We start from the raw sequence: 12,566 nt of genomic DNA, 5'->3' as shown, positions 1-12,566 counted from the left end.
TTTCCTGTAAGAGCGGGAGAAAAGACGGCCGTTGTGCTCCTGTGCGCCGTGGAGGTCCGGGGGCGCGCGCACGGGCAGCCGCCGCCCGCCCCCGCACGTCGCCGGAGCGGCACGGTAGCAGCGTTCCGGCGGGCGGCGGCCCGCTTTGTCAGAGGCCGAGGAATCCTCGACCGCCCCACCGCCCGCACGGCTAGCGTCCGTGGGCATTCCGGCAGGGCGACCGAAGAGGGTGTTTATGCGATCCGTCCGTCCCATGCGTACGCTGCCGCCCGTCTCGCGACGGGCGCTCGGCACCGGCCTCGTCGTCTTCTCCCTGGCGGCGACCCTCCTGGCCCTGGTGATCCCCGTCGCCCTCTTCGGCGGCGCGGAGCCCGCGGCGGCCACCGCGCGCACCACCTGGAGCGACGACGGTGGGGGCGTCACCGCGACGAACTCCGGGCCGCTGACCCCCCTGGACAGGGACTTCATCCGCAGGGTCCGGCTGGCCGGGCTGTGGGAGAAGCCCGCGGGGAGACTGGCCCAGGAGCGCGGCACCACCGACGCCGTGCGGATGGCCGGGGACCACCTCGTGGACGGCCACACCGAGCTGGACCGGCGGTCCATCGACGTGGGCCGCGCCCTGGGCGTGACGCTGCCGACGAAGCCGAGCGCCGAACAGCAGGGCTGGCTCGACCAGTTGGAGGCGGCCCGCGGCGCGGCGTTCGACCGGCCCTTCGCCACCCTGGTGCGCGCCGCCCACGGCAAGGTGTTCGGCCTGGTGGCGCTCGTCCGCGACCGCACCGGCAACGCGCTCGTCCGCGAACTGGCGACCCGCGCCAACACCGTCGTCCTCGACCACATCACCGTCCTGGAGAACACCGGATTCGTCGAAATCCCCTCCTCAGGCGACAACGAAAAGAAGTGACTGCACATGATGCGACAGGCCCATAAACGCTCGCAGTTGAAGAACCGGGCGGTGGTGTCGGCCGCGGCACTGCTGCTCGGCGGCGGCGGGACGGCGATCATCGCAGCGAACGCCTCCGCCGGCCCCGACGGCGCCGGTCACCGCTCCGGCGGCGCCGCCCGCACCGCCGCCGAAGGGTCCGCCACCACGGCACCGACCGTCGTCTGCCCCGACGTCGGCGACCGGCTGCGCGAGGTTCCCGCGCCGGTGCGGACCGAGGTGTCCCAGAGCCTCTCCCAGCTCGACGCCCAAGTGGCCCGGGCCTACGAGCGGATGGCGACGCGCGGCGACACCCCCGCGGCCGTGCTCGCGGAGCTGAAGGACAAGCGCGCGGAGACCATCGGCCGGATCACCGACGCCCTCGGGACCGCGGCCGGAGGCTCCGCCCCCGCCGCCGAGGAGCAGGCCGGCCTCCCCGCACTGGCCGGGTGCAGCACCCGGCAGGTCAGCACGGCCGCCGCGGACGACTCCTCCAGCGCCCTGAACAGCACGCTCGGCGCCCGGGGCAAGCCCGGCGGCCCCTCCCGCGCCGACTTCGCCGACATCCGCACCGCGCCCGCGCGGAGCGGCCCGCCCGCCGCCCGCCCCGGCGCCTCGACCGGGACCTTCGCCTCCGTGTGCGGTCGCAACGAGAACGGTCACTTCAACCCCGACAACGTCATCGTCACCCCCGGCGTGCGCAATGGCGCCCACCATCTGCACGACTATGTGGGCAACAAATCCACCGACGCCTTCTCCACCGACAACAGCCTCGCGGGCGCGGGCACGACCTGCACCAACGGGGACAAGTCCAGCCACTACTGGCCCGTGCTGCGGGTGCTGGACGGAAAGGCGGCCCCGGACGCCAACGCCCCCGGCGGCGGCCACGACGGGAACATGGGAACCGTACTGCGTCCCGCGTCCGTGACCCTGCAATTCAAAGGGAGTCCCGTCACCAAGGTGACCGCGATGCCGCGTTTCCTCCGGATCATCACCGGTGACGCGAAGGCACTGACCAACGGGGTCGCCAACGCGAATGCCTCATGGAGCTGCGAGGGATTCGAGAACCGGCAGCTGAAGGACAAATACCCGATCTGCCCGGACGGCGCGGACGTCGTGCGCACCTTCGCCTTCCAGAGCTGCTGGGACGGGCGCAACACCGACAGCGCCAACCACCGCACCCACGTCGCCTTCGCCCGCGGCGACGGCTCCTGCCCCCGCGGCTTCCGGGCCGTTCCCCAGCTCGTGCAGCGCATCACCTACGACGTACCGGCGGGCACGGCCTTCGCCGTGGACAGCTTCCCCGAGCAGCTGCACAAGCCGGTCACGGACCACGGCGACTTCATCAACGTCATGTCGGACGACCTGATGAGGAAGGCGACGGGCTGCATCAACGGCGGCCGCACCTGCTGACCGGCCGCCCCGGCCCGCACAGGCCCCCGGCGCCGGTGCTCCCCATCCCCTGCCCACCGCGCGCCGGGAACAGCGGCGGCCCCGAACAGCCGAGTTCGGGGCCGCCGCGCCACGCCGTCTCACAGGCCGTTGACCCGCGCCCGGCCCGCCGTGCCCAGCGGGTGGACGGCCGCGCCCAGGGCCCGCGCGGGGCCCTGGGCCCGTGAGCGCAGCTGCCGGGCCCGCGCCAGCAGCCGCCGGCTGCGCAGCGCCAGCTCCAGCTCGAACCTGCTCCGCGGCTCGCGCATCGCCGGCCCGAAGAGCTTCTCGATCTGCCGCAGGCGGTAGCGCACGGTCTGCGGGTGCACCTTGAGCGTCCGGGCCGCCTCCGGCGCGCCACCGCTCTCCAGCCAGGCCAGCAGCGTCACCTCCAGCCGCTCGCTCTGCCGCGGCGTGAGGTCCTCCAGCGGGCGCAGCCACCGCGCGGAGAGCGCCCGCGCCAGGGACGCGTCCTGGATCAGGAGCAGCTCGGAGAGGTGGTCGTCGACGAAGGTGACCCGCTCCACCGGGCCGCCCGCCGCCGCCATCAGGCCCGGCAGCCGCCGGGCCCAGCGCAGCGAGGCGGCGGCATCCGTGACCGGCACCGCGTGGCCCACCGCCGCCACCCGGCCGTGCAGCGCCGCCTCCAGCGCCGGCCGTGCCCGCGGCCCCGGGTCGGGGATCAGCAGGCACAGCTCGCCCTCGACGGTGCCGGGCAGGCCGTGGCCCAGCGCGGCCGCCAGCTGGGCGGCCGGCTGGGGAACCAGACGGGGCGCGGGTGACGGCGCCTCGCCGGGGTGGGCGAGCACCACGGCCCGCACCCGGCGGGGGAGCGGCCAGCCGGCCCGGTCGGCCAGCTCGGCCAGGACCTCGAGGGGGATGTGCCGGTCGTCGGCGAGCGCCGCGAAGAGGACTTGGCGCGGGCGGGCGCCGGGCATGGGCGTGACGACCCCGCCCGGTTTTCGCCGCGGCGCGGGTATGGCCTCCGCCCCCTTGGCGGGCCGGAGCCCCAGGGTCAGCAACAGCGCCTGCTCCACGGCGGCCTGCGTCGCCTCCTCGCCGATGCGCCGGGACACCGCCGCGAACGCGGGGGTGCCGCGCTGCAGTTCGTCGACCACCTGCGCGGCGAGCGCGGGAAGTTCCCTTCTCAGGACGCGGGTCCACTCACCGCGCGGCCGCGACCAGATGCGGTCCAGGATTTCGCACATCGTCTACCTCCGGACTTCTGTACCGGGCGGCAGGACCGGGAAACAGACCGGCATGTCCTTCCGCCTGAGTGGGCATCATCAGCAGCCGGCCGCTGCCATGGGGACAGCCGCGCGTGAATTTGTCACAGCGCGATAAACCTTATGAAGATCCCGCGAAGTTGGACGATGCTTCTGCACATTCCGCCGCCGGACCTTGAGTGGTCGTGCGGTCACATCGAGTGAATTCGACGGTCGCCCTGTCGGCGTATACCGCCGGTGCGAGGGATTTCCGGATTTCTCAGGAACACGGGCAGTTACCGGAGCCCTTGCCGACCGTCCGCAGGAGATCCAGGTGCATATGTCGCGAACGCAAACACTCCTGTCCGTTCTATCTGGTCTGTCTGCTCCGCCCGCCCCGGCCCCGCCGCCTGGCCCGACCCCTCCGCCAGGTCCGCCCCACCGCTCCGGACCGCCCCCGGCCGGCGGCCGGGCCCGCCCGGGCGCCCGCCGCCGGACCCCCCGGCCCCGGCCGCGCGCCCGGCCGCAGACCCGGCCATCGGTCCGGCCCGCCCTGCCCGCGGCGATCCTGCTGCTCCTCGCCGTCGCCGCCCGGAGCGGTGCGGCCGAACGGGCGCAGGATTTCCTCGACTTCGGCGCGGGCGTCCTCGCGCTCGTCTCGCTCACCTCCACCGTGCTGTGGGGGCTGGCCGCAACCGACCGGCGGCTGCTGGGCTCGGCCCACCGACTCTTCGCCCAGGGCGTGCACCGCGGACTGGCCGTGGCCGGGCTCGGCTTCCTCGCCCTGCACGTCTGGGTGAAGGTTGCCGAGGACCGTATCAGTACGGCCGCCGCGGCCGTCCCGTTCACCGACAATGCCCAGCCGTTCCTGATCGGGCTGGGCACACTGGCCGGTTACCTCTTCCTCGCGGTCGCCGTCACCGGCGCCGCGCGCAGCGCTTTCACCGGCGTCGGGCGCTCCCGCCTGTGGCGCGCCCTGCACATGGCGGCCTACCCCGCGTGGGGCGCGGCCCTGGTGCACGGGCTGCACGCCGGCCGGCCCGCGGCCGGCTGGGTGACGGCGGCGTACGCGCTGTGCCTCGCGGGCGTCGTCCTCGCCCTGACACTGCGGCTGCGGCTCCGGCTGCGCGAGGCGCGCGGGGGGCGGCCGTGAACCGGAGCGTGCCGCGACTGGCCGCCGTCGGACCGCCCCGCCTGCTGGCCGGGCTCGACGAGACCGCCTGGATGGACCGGACGGCGCACCTGGCCGTGCACGGCCCCGCCCCCGGCCTGAGCACCGGCGAACTCGCCGAGCTCGCGGACGACATCGGCCTGCGCGGCCGGGGCGGCGCCGGGTTCCCCTTCGCCCGCAAGCTGCGGGCCGTCGCGGACGCCCTCGGGCGCAAGGGGACCGGCGGCGCCGTCGTCGTCAACGGCAGTGAGGGCGAGCCGGGTTGCCTCAAGGACACCGCCCTGCTGCTGTACGTGCCCCACCTCGTCCTCGACGGCGCCCTGCTCGCGGCCCGGGCGCTCGGCGCGCACGAAGTGGTGGTCGGGGTGACCCGGGCCGACGTCCGCGCGTCGGTCGGCCGCGCGATAGCCGAGCGCGGCACCACCGGCCCGGCGACCGGCGTGACCCTGCTTCCCGAACGCTTCGTCACCGGCGAGAGCACGGCCCTCGTCCGCGGCATCGAGGGCGGCCCCGCCCTGCCGTCCGGCCGCAGGATCCGCACCAGCGAGAGCGGTCTGGGCGGGGCGCCCACCCTGCTCTCCAACACCGAGACCTTCGCCCAGCTCGCCCTCGCGGCCCGCCTCGGAGCCGCCGGCTACAGCGCGGCCGGCCTGCCCACCGAGCCCGGGACGGTCATGCTCACCGTCGCCGGCACCCACGCCGTGGAGACCCCCACCGGGCTGCCCCTGCCGTACATCCTGGAGCTGTGCGGCACCGCGCCCGGCCAGGGCGTCCTCGTCGGCGGCTACCACGGCACCTGGCTGCCGCCCGGCGCGGTCCGCTCGGCCACCGTCTCCCGGGACTCCCTCGCCGCGGCCGGCGGGGACCTCGGCGCCGGCGCCGTGCTGCCGCTGCCCGAGACCACCTGCCCGGTCGGCGAGACGGTCCGGGTGGCCCGGTGGCTGGCGGCACAGTCCGCGGGCCAGTGCGGGCCCTGCGCCCTCGGCCTGCCGGCCCTCGCCGGCGCGCTCGACGACGCCGCGGGCGGGGGCGGCCAGCGGGCCCTGGACGCCGTCCGGGCCCGGATGTCCGCCGTCGAGCGGCGCGGCGCGTGCGGGCACCCCGACGGCAGCACCCGCTTCGTCTCCTCCGCCCTGGCCGTCTTCGCGGAGGAGTTCGCGGCCCACGCCCTCGGGCACGGCTGCGGGCGCCCGGTCCTCGGGGCCCTGCCGCTGCCCGCCGAGGAGCGGCCGCCCGCCGCGCCGCGCCCCTTCGCCGCCACCGGCGCCGTCCGCCTCCCCCGCGAACAACTGCTGGTCGACTGGACACTGTGCCGCGGGCACGGCCTGTGCGCGGACCTGCTCCCCGGCCTGCTGCGGCTGGGCCCGGACGGATACCCGGAGCGGGCCGTCATCCCCGTCCCGGCCCGGATGCGCCCGCGGGCGCTGAGAGCGGTGCGCCGCTGCCCGGCGCTCGCCCTGCGCGTCGAAGCCGCCGGGTGAACCACTCACCGCGGTTCTTGTCCTCCAGTGACAAATTTCCCGGCCCGTTGAGCGCCCACGGGCCCGGCCCCGTACTTCCACGGCAACGGCGGACCACCGCCGGGCCACGAGCAAAGGACAGTTCATGAACAAGCTGCGTCACGCCTCCCTCGCTGGGGCGGCGATCACGGTCATGGTGCTGACGGCGGCATGCGGCGGCGGTGGCTCGTCCGCGAAGGACGACTACGGCAAGGCCGCGGCCGGGAGCAGCTCGACGGCCGGCGACGGGTACGGACAGGCCGGTTCCGGCTCGGGTGGCTACGGCTCCGGCGGCTCCGCCGCGAACGCGGGGGCCAAGAACGCCCCCGCCCAGCAGCTGGCGGTCCGCGAGGCGCCCGGGATCGGCTCCGTCGTCGCCGACAGCAAGGGCTGGACGCTCTACCGCTTCGACAAGGACACCGCCGAGCCGCCCGCCTCCCGGTGCGACGGCGACTGCGCCAAGGCGTGGCCGCCCGTCCCCGCGGGCGACGCGAGCACCGCCATGGGCCTGGACGCCGAGCTCGGCGAGGTCGAGCGCGCCGACGGCACCCGGCAGCTCACCCTCGCCGGCTGGCCCGTCTACCGCTACGCCAAGGACACCGCGCCCGGGGACACCAAGGGCCAGGGGGTCGGCGGCACCTGGAACGCGTTCGCTCCCGACGGCAAGAAGGCGGGCGGGAAGGCAGGCGAGGAGCCCGGCAAGGGAGCCGACAAGGGAGCCGACAAGGGCAAGGAGGCCGGCAAGGGCAAGGAGGCCGAGGAAGTCGCCGGGGTCTCCGTCAAGGCCGAGCCGACCCTCGGCAAGATCCTCGTCGACGGCCAGGGCCGCACCCTCTACCGGTTCGACAAGGACAGCGCCTGGCCCATGAAGTTCGCCTGCAACGACGCCTGCCTGGACACCTGGAAGCCCGCCCGGCCCGTCGAGAAGAGCGCGGTCCAGGGCGTACCGGAGAAGCTGATCACCACCGTCACCCGGCCCGACGGCACGAAGCAGCTCGCGGTCGACTGCTGGCCGGTCTACTGGTTCACCGGTGACAAGAAGGCCGGCGACATCGAGGGGCAGGGCAAGCAGGGCGTGTGGTTCGCCGTTGACGACCAGGGCAAGAAGGTGACCACCCCGAAGGGCTGAACCCGCCCGGCGACACGCCCGGTGGCACCCCCGGCGCTCACCCGGCCGTCCCTTTGGCCAGGGACGACGTGATTGCATGGAGGTCCTGGCGGCGCGGCGGCGACGCCCGTGGCGGACCGGCACCCGGCTCCCCGCGGCGGCCGCCGGTCCGCCCGACCGCCGAGACCGCTGGGAATGAGGAGCCATGCAACACCGGGCCGTCAAGGACGTCATGACGCAGGACGTCGTCCAGGTGCCGCCGGAGACGGGCTTCCGGGAGATCGTGACCCTGCTGGCCGAGTTCGACATCACCGCCGTCCCGGTGGTGGACGGCGAAGGCCGGCCCGTCGGAGTCGTCTCGGAGGCCGACCTGGTACGGATCCAGGCCGCCCAGGGGTTCCCCTCCCCGCCGTCGGAGCCCGGCGCGCTCACCGCCGGGGAGCTGATGACCAGTCCCCCCATCTGCACCACACCCGAGGTGAGCGTGGTGGGCGCGGCCCGGCTGATGAACGACCGCAAGGTCAAGAGGCTGCCGGTGGTGGACGGCACCGGCCGTCTGGTGGGCATGGTCAGCCGGGGCGATCTGCTGCGGGTGTTCCTGCGCGACGACAGGACGATCCGCGCGGAGATCGTCGAGGAGGTCCTCCACGAGGTCGCGGGCGTCAGCCCCGCGGCGGTGGGCGTCGAGGTCGAACAGGGTCAGGTGGTGCTCAGCGGCACGATCGAGCCGCCCGAGCTCGTCCCGCTCGTGCTGCGCCTGTGCCGGTCGGTGGAGGGCGTGGTCTCGGTGACCGACCGCACGGCCGGGGCCGCGTCCCGGTCGGCGTCGGGCAGCGACGTGACGGTCTGACGCGCCGGCACCGCCCCGGCTCCGCGCAGACCGGCCGGAGAGGGGTGAACGCCGCCGCGGGACCGGCGGACGAGCACCCTCCGGCGTGCGGAGGGCGGCACCGGCCCGCACCCCGGGGCCCCGGGGTGCGCACGAGCGGCCCGGCGGTGACGGACGTAGCCTGGACGTGGATGGTCCCGACTTCACATAACCATGTCGGAGGTCGCCATGGACGTCCTGGTCCTCATCGGCCGGATCCTCTTCGTACTCCTCTTCCTCGGCTCGGCCGCCGGACACCTCACCCAGACCAAGGTCATGGCGGGCTACGCCGCGGCCAAGGGTGTCCCCGCCGCCGCAGCGGCCACCGCCGGCAGCGGAGTGCTGCTCCTCGCCGGCGCGCTGAGCGTCGTCCTCGGCGTATGGGCGGACCTGGGCGCGCTGCTGCTGGCCGTGTTCCTGCTCCCGACGGCCCTGCTCATGCACGCGTTCTGGAAGGAGAGCGACCCGCAGATGCGCCAGCAGGAGATGATCCAGTTCGAGAAGGACATCGCCCTGATGGGCGCGTCGCTGATCCTGTTCGCCTTCTTCGCGTACGCGGGCCACGACCTGGGCCTGACCCTCACCGGCCCGCTCTTCAGCCTTCACTGAGCCGCGCGCACCCTCGCACCCTGTGGTCTTATGTCACTGTCGGTTATCCGCCGTGGTAAGGACGACGACATGGGTTCGAACCGTCACGACCCGCACCCCGCGGCCGAGGTGCTCGGCCCGCTGTACCCCGTCGCGAAGGAAGCCGTGGACTGCCTCAGCCTCGGCATGTCCGTCAAGGAGGCCGTCCAGGAGGCCCGCACGGCCGTCCCCGGAGGGCAGGGCTTCACACCGCAGCAGGTCGTCCAGGGCGCCCACGACCTCCTGGCCGCGGGCCCGGACGAGGAACTCGACCACCCGGACACCGGCCCCCGGCCCCGCACGCGATGACCACAGCGCCCGTGGCCGGGACCCTGGACGCGGCCGTCCACCGGTTCCACGAACTGCTCGGCCAGGAGGACAGCGCCAGGGCCACGCACCACCGCCTGCGGGACGGGCAGCGCGCCGCGGGCCTGACCCCCGGGGGCCGCCTGTTGTCGCACGTGCTGCGCCCACGGTTCATGAGCGACACCGAGCACGCCAGGGTGTGCGCGGACGGCGCCAGGCTCACCGATGCCATCCACCGGCTGGCCGCGCACGCCCTGCGGACCGGCGCGGCGGGCGACCTCGTACGGCAGCACCTGGCCCTGACCCCCGAGGAGACGGCGCTGGCCGGGACGGCCCCTCTGACCGGGCCGTTCACCCAGGAGTCCCGGCTCGACGGGTTCCGGACCGCCGACCGCACGGCCTTCGTCGAGTACAACTCCCACAGCCCGGTCGGCATCGTCTCCCAGGACCTGCTCTGCGACATCTGGGCGGGCGTCCCGGTGATGGAGACGTTCCGCCGCGAGTACCGGGTGGAGGCCGTCCCGGGGTGCCGGTGGACGGCCGATTCCCTGGTGAGCGCCTGGCGCACCGGCGGGGCCCCCGGCGGCGAACCGCACGTGGCCGTCGTGGACTGGGAGAGCGGGTTCGCGTGGGAGTTCGAGGCGCTGCGGGCGGAGCTGCAGGGCCGGGGCGTGCCGGCGGTGGTCTGCTCGCCCGACGACCTGCACTACGAGACGGGGCGCGGGCTGTACACCCGCGACCCCGACGGACGCAGGCGCCCGATCACCGTCGTCCACCGGCGGGTCCTGCTCAACGATCTGCTCTCCCGCTACGGACACACCCTCACCGACCACCCGCTGACCCGCGCCTGGGCCGCCGGGGCGTGCGTCATGGTCAACCCCTACACCAGCCACCTCGCGCACAAGAAGTCGGTCCTGGCCCTGCTCACCGACCCGCGGGCCGGCGACCTCCTGCCTGAGCCGGAGGCGGCGGCCGCCCGGGAACTCGTGCCGTGGACCCGCCTCGTCCGCGCCGGGACCACCACCTGCCCCGACGGGCACCGGACCGACCTCATGACCCTGGCCCGCGACCGGCGCGACCGCCTCGTCCTCAAACCGAACGACGACTACGGCGGCAGGGGCGTCCTCTTCGGCTGGGAGACGACGGACCGGGAGTGGCAGGCCGCGCTGGGCCGCGCCCTGCTGTCCCCGCACGTCGTCCAGGAGCGGGTGACGATCCCCACGGCCTCGTACCCCGTTCTGGTCCGGGGCCGGCTGCGGGCGGAGGAGTACGCCGAGAGCACCGATCCCTTCCTCTTCGGCGCGGACTCCCCGGGGTGCATCTCCCGTCTGTCCCGCACGTCCCTGCTGAACGTCAGCGCCGGTGGGTGCGTCGCCGCGGTGTTCCGCGTCGCGCCGCGGACGCCGTGACGCCGGCGCGGAGCACAGGTGGCTGTCGCAAGCGTTGTCAAGCGACATGGGCACGGCAAGTATGTGGGCATGCGCAGCGAGATGGAGGGGCAGGGGGAGCCGTCGCCTCATGAAGCTCGGGACGCCGCCGCGTTCGTCGCGCTGCTGCGGGAGCTCAAGCGGCGGTCGGGGCTGACCTACCGGCAGTTGGAGGAGCGCGCCGCCGGGCGCGGTGAGGTGCTGCCGCGCAGCACCCTGGCCGGCGTCCTGCGCCACAACGCCCTCCCGCGCGCCGAGATCCTGACGGCGTTCCTCGGTGCCTGCGGCGAGGATCACCGCGCCGGGGACTGGCTGCGTGCCAGGGAGCGGCTCGCCGGCGGAGGAGCCCCCGAAGTCGCCCGGCCGGGCGGGGAGTTGCTCGGGGCGAAGGGTGGGCCCGCTTCCCGCCGACGACTTCCCCCGGCCCCCGGCCGGTTGCTCGGTGCGGCCCTGGTGCTGGCGGTGCTCGCGGGCGGCGGGTACCTCGCTCTGGAAGGCATGGGCGGAGGGGACGGTGAACCGGCGGGCAGCGGCGTGCCGGTGTCGGCGAAACCCGGGCCGGGCACCCGGGGCGCCACCTCCGCGCCCGCGCCGGGGACGTACCGGATCCGTTCCGCCCTCTCCTCCCTGTGCCTGTCCGAACGGGACGGCGACGACACGGGCAACGTCTATCAGGCCGCGTGCCGCAAAGCCGTCCCCACCTACGCCCTGGAAGAGGCGGGGAACGGGGAATACCGGATCCGCTCCCTCCACCCGGTCTTCGGCTACGGCTGCCTGGGCGTGGCCAACGGCAGCACCCTGGGCGGCACCCGCATGGAGGACGACTACTGCGGGCAGCGCGGCAGAGGGGAACAGTTCCGGATCCGGCCGGCGGGCGGACCGGCCCGGGGTTACCGCATCGTGCCGGTGCACACGGACGCCTGCGTCTCCGTGCCCGGTGGCGCGCGGACGGAGTGGACCGCGGTCCTCCAGCTCCCCTGCGCGTCCGGCGAGCCGGGGCAGGTCTTCCACTTCGACCCCGTGGCTTCTCCGGCTGCCATGCCTACGATCACCAGCAATCACGGCTTGTGAGCCGCCGCCGGCCGGGGTGTCACGACGAGCAGCTGGAACCGCTGCTGCAGCTTGAGCAGGAACTGGAGGAGCACGAGCTGGAGGAGCACGAGTTGGAAGAACAACTGGAACTGCTGCTGCACGCGGAGCTGGAGCCGGAGGGCGAGGTCGAGTAGGTGTAGCTGTACGAGGGGGCCTGCCAGATCGCGGCCTTCTGCAGCTGGGTGCGCAGTTGCTCGTCGGGCAGGGCGCTGACCTTTCGCACCGCCACGACCGCCGCCGCCCCGGGCGGGTGGGCGCCCGGCCTCGGGTCGGTCCACACACCGGCCCGGAGCACCTGGCGCTCGTACTCCCGGCCACGGTCGGTGAGCTCGTGATCGTCGAGATGGAGGTGGCACTTCACGCGCAGGACGATGCCCGCGGCCACGAGGGCCATCAGGAGGAACGGCAGGGGATAGGAGTCCACATGGAACGCCATGACCAGCGATATCAGCCCGGCGACGGCCGTGCCCGTGATCTGGAGACCGGCCGCCCGGCGCCAGGCCGTCATCGTTCCCGGTGCCACCAGCAGGCCCTCGCGGACCGCCGCTTCCTTGTAGGCCCTCACCGCGGGATCCGTGCGCAGCTCCCAGTGCAGCTCGTCGAGGCCGGTGGACCAGTCCGCACCGCAGTGCTTGAGCAGGGCGCGTTCCGCGTCGTTGCGGGCCACCGCCTCGACGACCTTGACCTGGCCCTCGGCGTTCACGGCGATCCGTCCGTCCTCGTGCATACCGACGATGACGGTGTTGGCGACCCCCTGCCAGTGGTCCCGCAGGTAGGCGGTCTCCAGCAAGCCGGGCACCCCCTTGGCGAACACTCTGGGCTCATGGGCGTGGCGGCTCGCGTGCCAGAGCCAGGCCGAGGGGGCGAGGAGCGCGAGAAGCGCCACCAGGGCAGCGATGATCATGTGGCT

At 74.3% G+C, this 12,566-nt stretch carries 12 protein-coding genes; 10 read left to right on the top strand and 2 right to left on the bottom strand.

From position 1 onward, the window contains the following. Nucleotides 1–253: 253 nt before the first annotated feature. Both ABZ951_RS01525 and ABZ951_RS01520 read left to right on the top strand, forming a co-directional pair. Nucleotides 254–904 carry a DUF4142 domain-containing protein gene (locus ABZ951_RS01525; protein ID WP_344092294.1) on the top strand — a complete coding sequence of 217 codons (651 nt, stop codon included), beginning with the start codon at nucleotides 254–256 and terminating at the stop codon, nucleotides 902–904. A 6-nt stretch (nucleotides 905–910) separates the two neighbouring features. Further along, entirely contained in the window at nucleotides 911–2,335 is a 1,425-nt protein-coding gene (locus ABZ951_RS01520; protein ID WP_344092291.1) for a DUF1996 domain-containing protein, read from the top strand. A gap of 119 nt (nucleotides 2,336–2,454) precedes the next feature. Here the strand turns inward: ABZ951_RS01520 and ABZ951_RS01515 are convergent, their stop codons facing one another. Further along, nucleotides 2,455–3,561 (bottom strand): helix-turn-helix domain-containing protein, encoded by a 1,107-nt coding sequence (locus ABZ951_RS01515; RefSeq protein ID WP_344092289.1) that lies wholly within the window; start codon nucleotides 3,559–3,561, stop codon nucleotides 2,455–2,457. A gap of 337 nt (nucleotides 3,562–3,898) precedes the next feature. Between ABZ951_RS01515 and ABZ951_RS01510 the strand changes: the two genes are divergently transcribed. The 8 genes from ABZ951_RS01510 (at nucleotide 3,899) to ABZ951_RS01475 (ending at nucleotide 11,635) form a co-directional block, all read left to right on the top strand. Beyond that, nucleotides 3,899–4,711 carry a hypothetical protein gene (locus tag ABZ951_RS01510; RefSeq protein ID WP_361278457.1) on the top strand — a complete coding sequence of 271 codons (813 nt, stop codon included), beginning with the start codon at nucleotides 3,899–3,901 and terminating at the stop codon, nucleotides 4,709–4,711. Nucleotides 4,712–4,782: 71 nt separating this feature from the next. Then, nucleotides 4,783–6,210, top strand: a complete 1,428-nt coding sequence (locus ABZ951_RS01505) for an NADH-ubiquinone oxidoreductase-F iron-sulfur binding region domain-containing protein (protein ID WP_361278530.1) — start codon at nucleotides 4,783–4,785, stop codon at nucleotides 6,208–6,210. Between the two features lie 124 nt (nucleotides 6,211–6,334). Beyond that, complete coding sequence (locus tag ABZ951_RS01500; RefSeq protein WP_344095589.1) at nucleotides 6,335–7,357, top strand: SCO0930 family lipoprotein; 1,023 nt, start codon at nucleotides 6,335–6,337, stop codon at nucleotides 7,355–7,357. Between the two features lie 184 nt (nucleotides 7,358–7,541). Beyond that, on the top strand, nucleotides 7,542–8,186 hold the full coding sequence (locus ABZ951_RS01495; protein ID WP_344095587.1) for a CBS domain-containing protein: 645 nt from the start codon (nucleotides 7,542–7,544) through the stop codon (nucleotides 8,184–8,186). A gap of 207 nt (nucleotides 8,187–8,393) precedes the next feature. After that, the gene (locus ABZ951_RS01490) at nucleotides 8,394–8,813 is read left to right on the top strand and encodes a DoxX family protein (protein ID WP_344095593.1); all 420 of its coding nucleotides are present in this window, start codon (nucleotides 8,394–8,396) and stop codon (nucleotides 8,811–8,813) included. 69 nt (nucleotides 8,814–8,882) lie between these two features. Beyond that, nucleotides 8,883–9,140 carry a hypothetical protein gene (locus ABZ951_RS01485; RefSeq protein WP_344095585.1) on the top strand — a complete coding sequence of 86 codons (258 nt, stop codon included), beginning with the start codon at nucleotides 8,883–8,885 and terminating at the stop codon, nucleotides 9,138–9,140. Continuing rightward, the gene (locus tag ABZ951_RS01480) at nucleotides 9,137–10,546 is read left to right on the top strand and encodes a hypothetical protein (RefSeq protein ID WP_344095583.1); all 1,410 of its coding nucleotides are present in this window, start codon (nucleotides 9,137–9,139) and stop codon (nucleotides 10,544–10,546) included. Before ABZ951_RS01485 ends, ABZ951_RS01480 begins: the two co-directional genes overlap by 4 nt. A 69-nt stretch (nucleotides 10,547–10,615) precedes the next feature. Further along, nucleotides 10,616–11,635 carry an RICIN domain-containing protein gene (locus tag ABZ951_RS01475; RefSeq protein ID WP_344095581.1) on the top strand — a complete coding sequence of 340 codons (1,020 nt, stop codon included), beginning with the start codon at nucleotides 10,616–10,618 and terminating at the stop codon, nucleotides 11,633–11,635. A 19-nt stretch (nucleotides 11,636–11,654) separates the two neighbouring features. On the opposite strand, the gene ABZ951_RS01470 is transcribed toward ABZ951_RS01475, so the two are convergent. After that, nucleotides 11,655–12,560 carry a TIGR04222 domain-containing membrane protein gene (locus ABZ951_RS01470; RefSeq protein WP_344095579.1) on the bottom strand — a complete coding sequence of 302 codons (906 nt, stop codon included), beginning with the start codon at nucleotides 12,558–12,560 and terminating at the stop codon, nucleotides 11,655–11,657. Nucleotides 12,561–12,566 lie beyond the last annotated feature (6 nt).

The organism is Streptomyces sp. NPDC046215 (genome assembly GCF_040646215.1).
GTDB lineage: Bacteria > Actinomycetota > Actinomycetes > Streptomycetales > Streptomycetaceae > Streptomyces > Streptomyces stramineus.
The sequence above is the reverse complement of the archived record's forward strand: the minus strand, read 5'-3'. Positions and strand labels throughout refer to the sequence as shown.

Bases quoted from the DNA above. Each gene is read 5' to 3' on its own strand.
- ABZ951_RS01525 (WP_344092294.1), top strand. From the start codon at position 254: ATGCGTACGCTGCCGCCCGTCTCGCGACGGGCGCTCGGCACCGGCCTC.
- ABZ951_RS01520 (WP_344092291.1), top strand. From the start codon at position 911: ATGATGCGACAGGCCCATAAACGCTCGCAGTTGAAGAACCGGGCGGTG.
- ABZ951_RS01515 (WP_344092289.1), bottom strand. From the start codon at position 3,561: ATGTGCGAAATCCTGGACCGCATCTGGTCGCGGCCGCGCGGTGAGTGG.
- ABZ951_RS01510 (WP_361278457.1), top strand. From the start codon at position 3,899: ATGTCGCGAACGCAAACACTCCTGTCCGTTCTATCTGGTCTGTCTGCT.
- ABZ951_RS01505 (WP_361278530.1), top strand. From the start codon at position 4,783: ATGGACCGGACGGCGCACCTGGCCGTGCACGGCCCCGCCCCCGGCCTG.
- ABZ951_RS01500 (WP_344095589.1), top strand. From the start codon at position 6,335: ATGAACAAGCTGCGTCACGCCTCCCTCGCTGGGGCGGCGATCACGGTC.
- ABZ951_RS01495 (WP_344095587.1), top strand. From the start codon at position 7,542: ATGCAACACCGGGCCGTCAAGGACGTCATGACGCAGGACGTCGTCCAG.
- ABZ951_RS01490 (WP_344095593.1), top strand. From the start codon at position 8,394: ATGGACGTCCTGGTCCTCATCGGCCGGATCCTCTTCGTACTCCTCTTC.
- ABZ951_RS01485 (WP_344095585.1), top strand. From the start codon at position 8,883: ATGGGTTCGAACCGTCACGACCCGCACCCCGCGGCCGAGGTGCTCGGC.
- ABZ951_RS01480 (WP_344095583.1), top strand. From the start codon at position 9,137: ATGACCACAGCGCCCGTGGCCGGGACCCTGGACGCGGCCGTCCACCGG.
- ABZ951_RS01475 (WP_344095581.1), top strand. From the start codon at position 10,616: ATGCGCAGCGAGATGGAGGGGCAGGGGGAGCCGTCGCCTCATGAAGCT.
- ABZ951_RS01470 (WP_344095579.1), bottom strand. From the start codon at position 12,560: ATGATCATCGCTGCCCTGGTGGCGCTTCTCGCGCTCCTCGCCCCCTCG.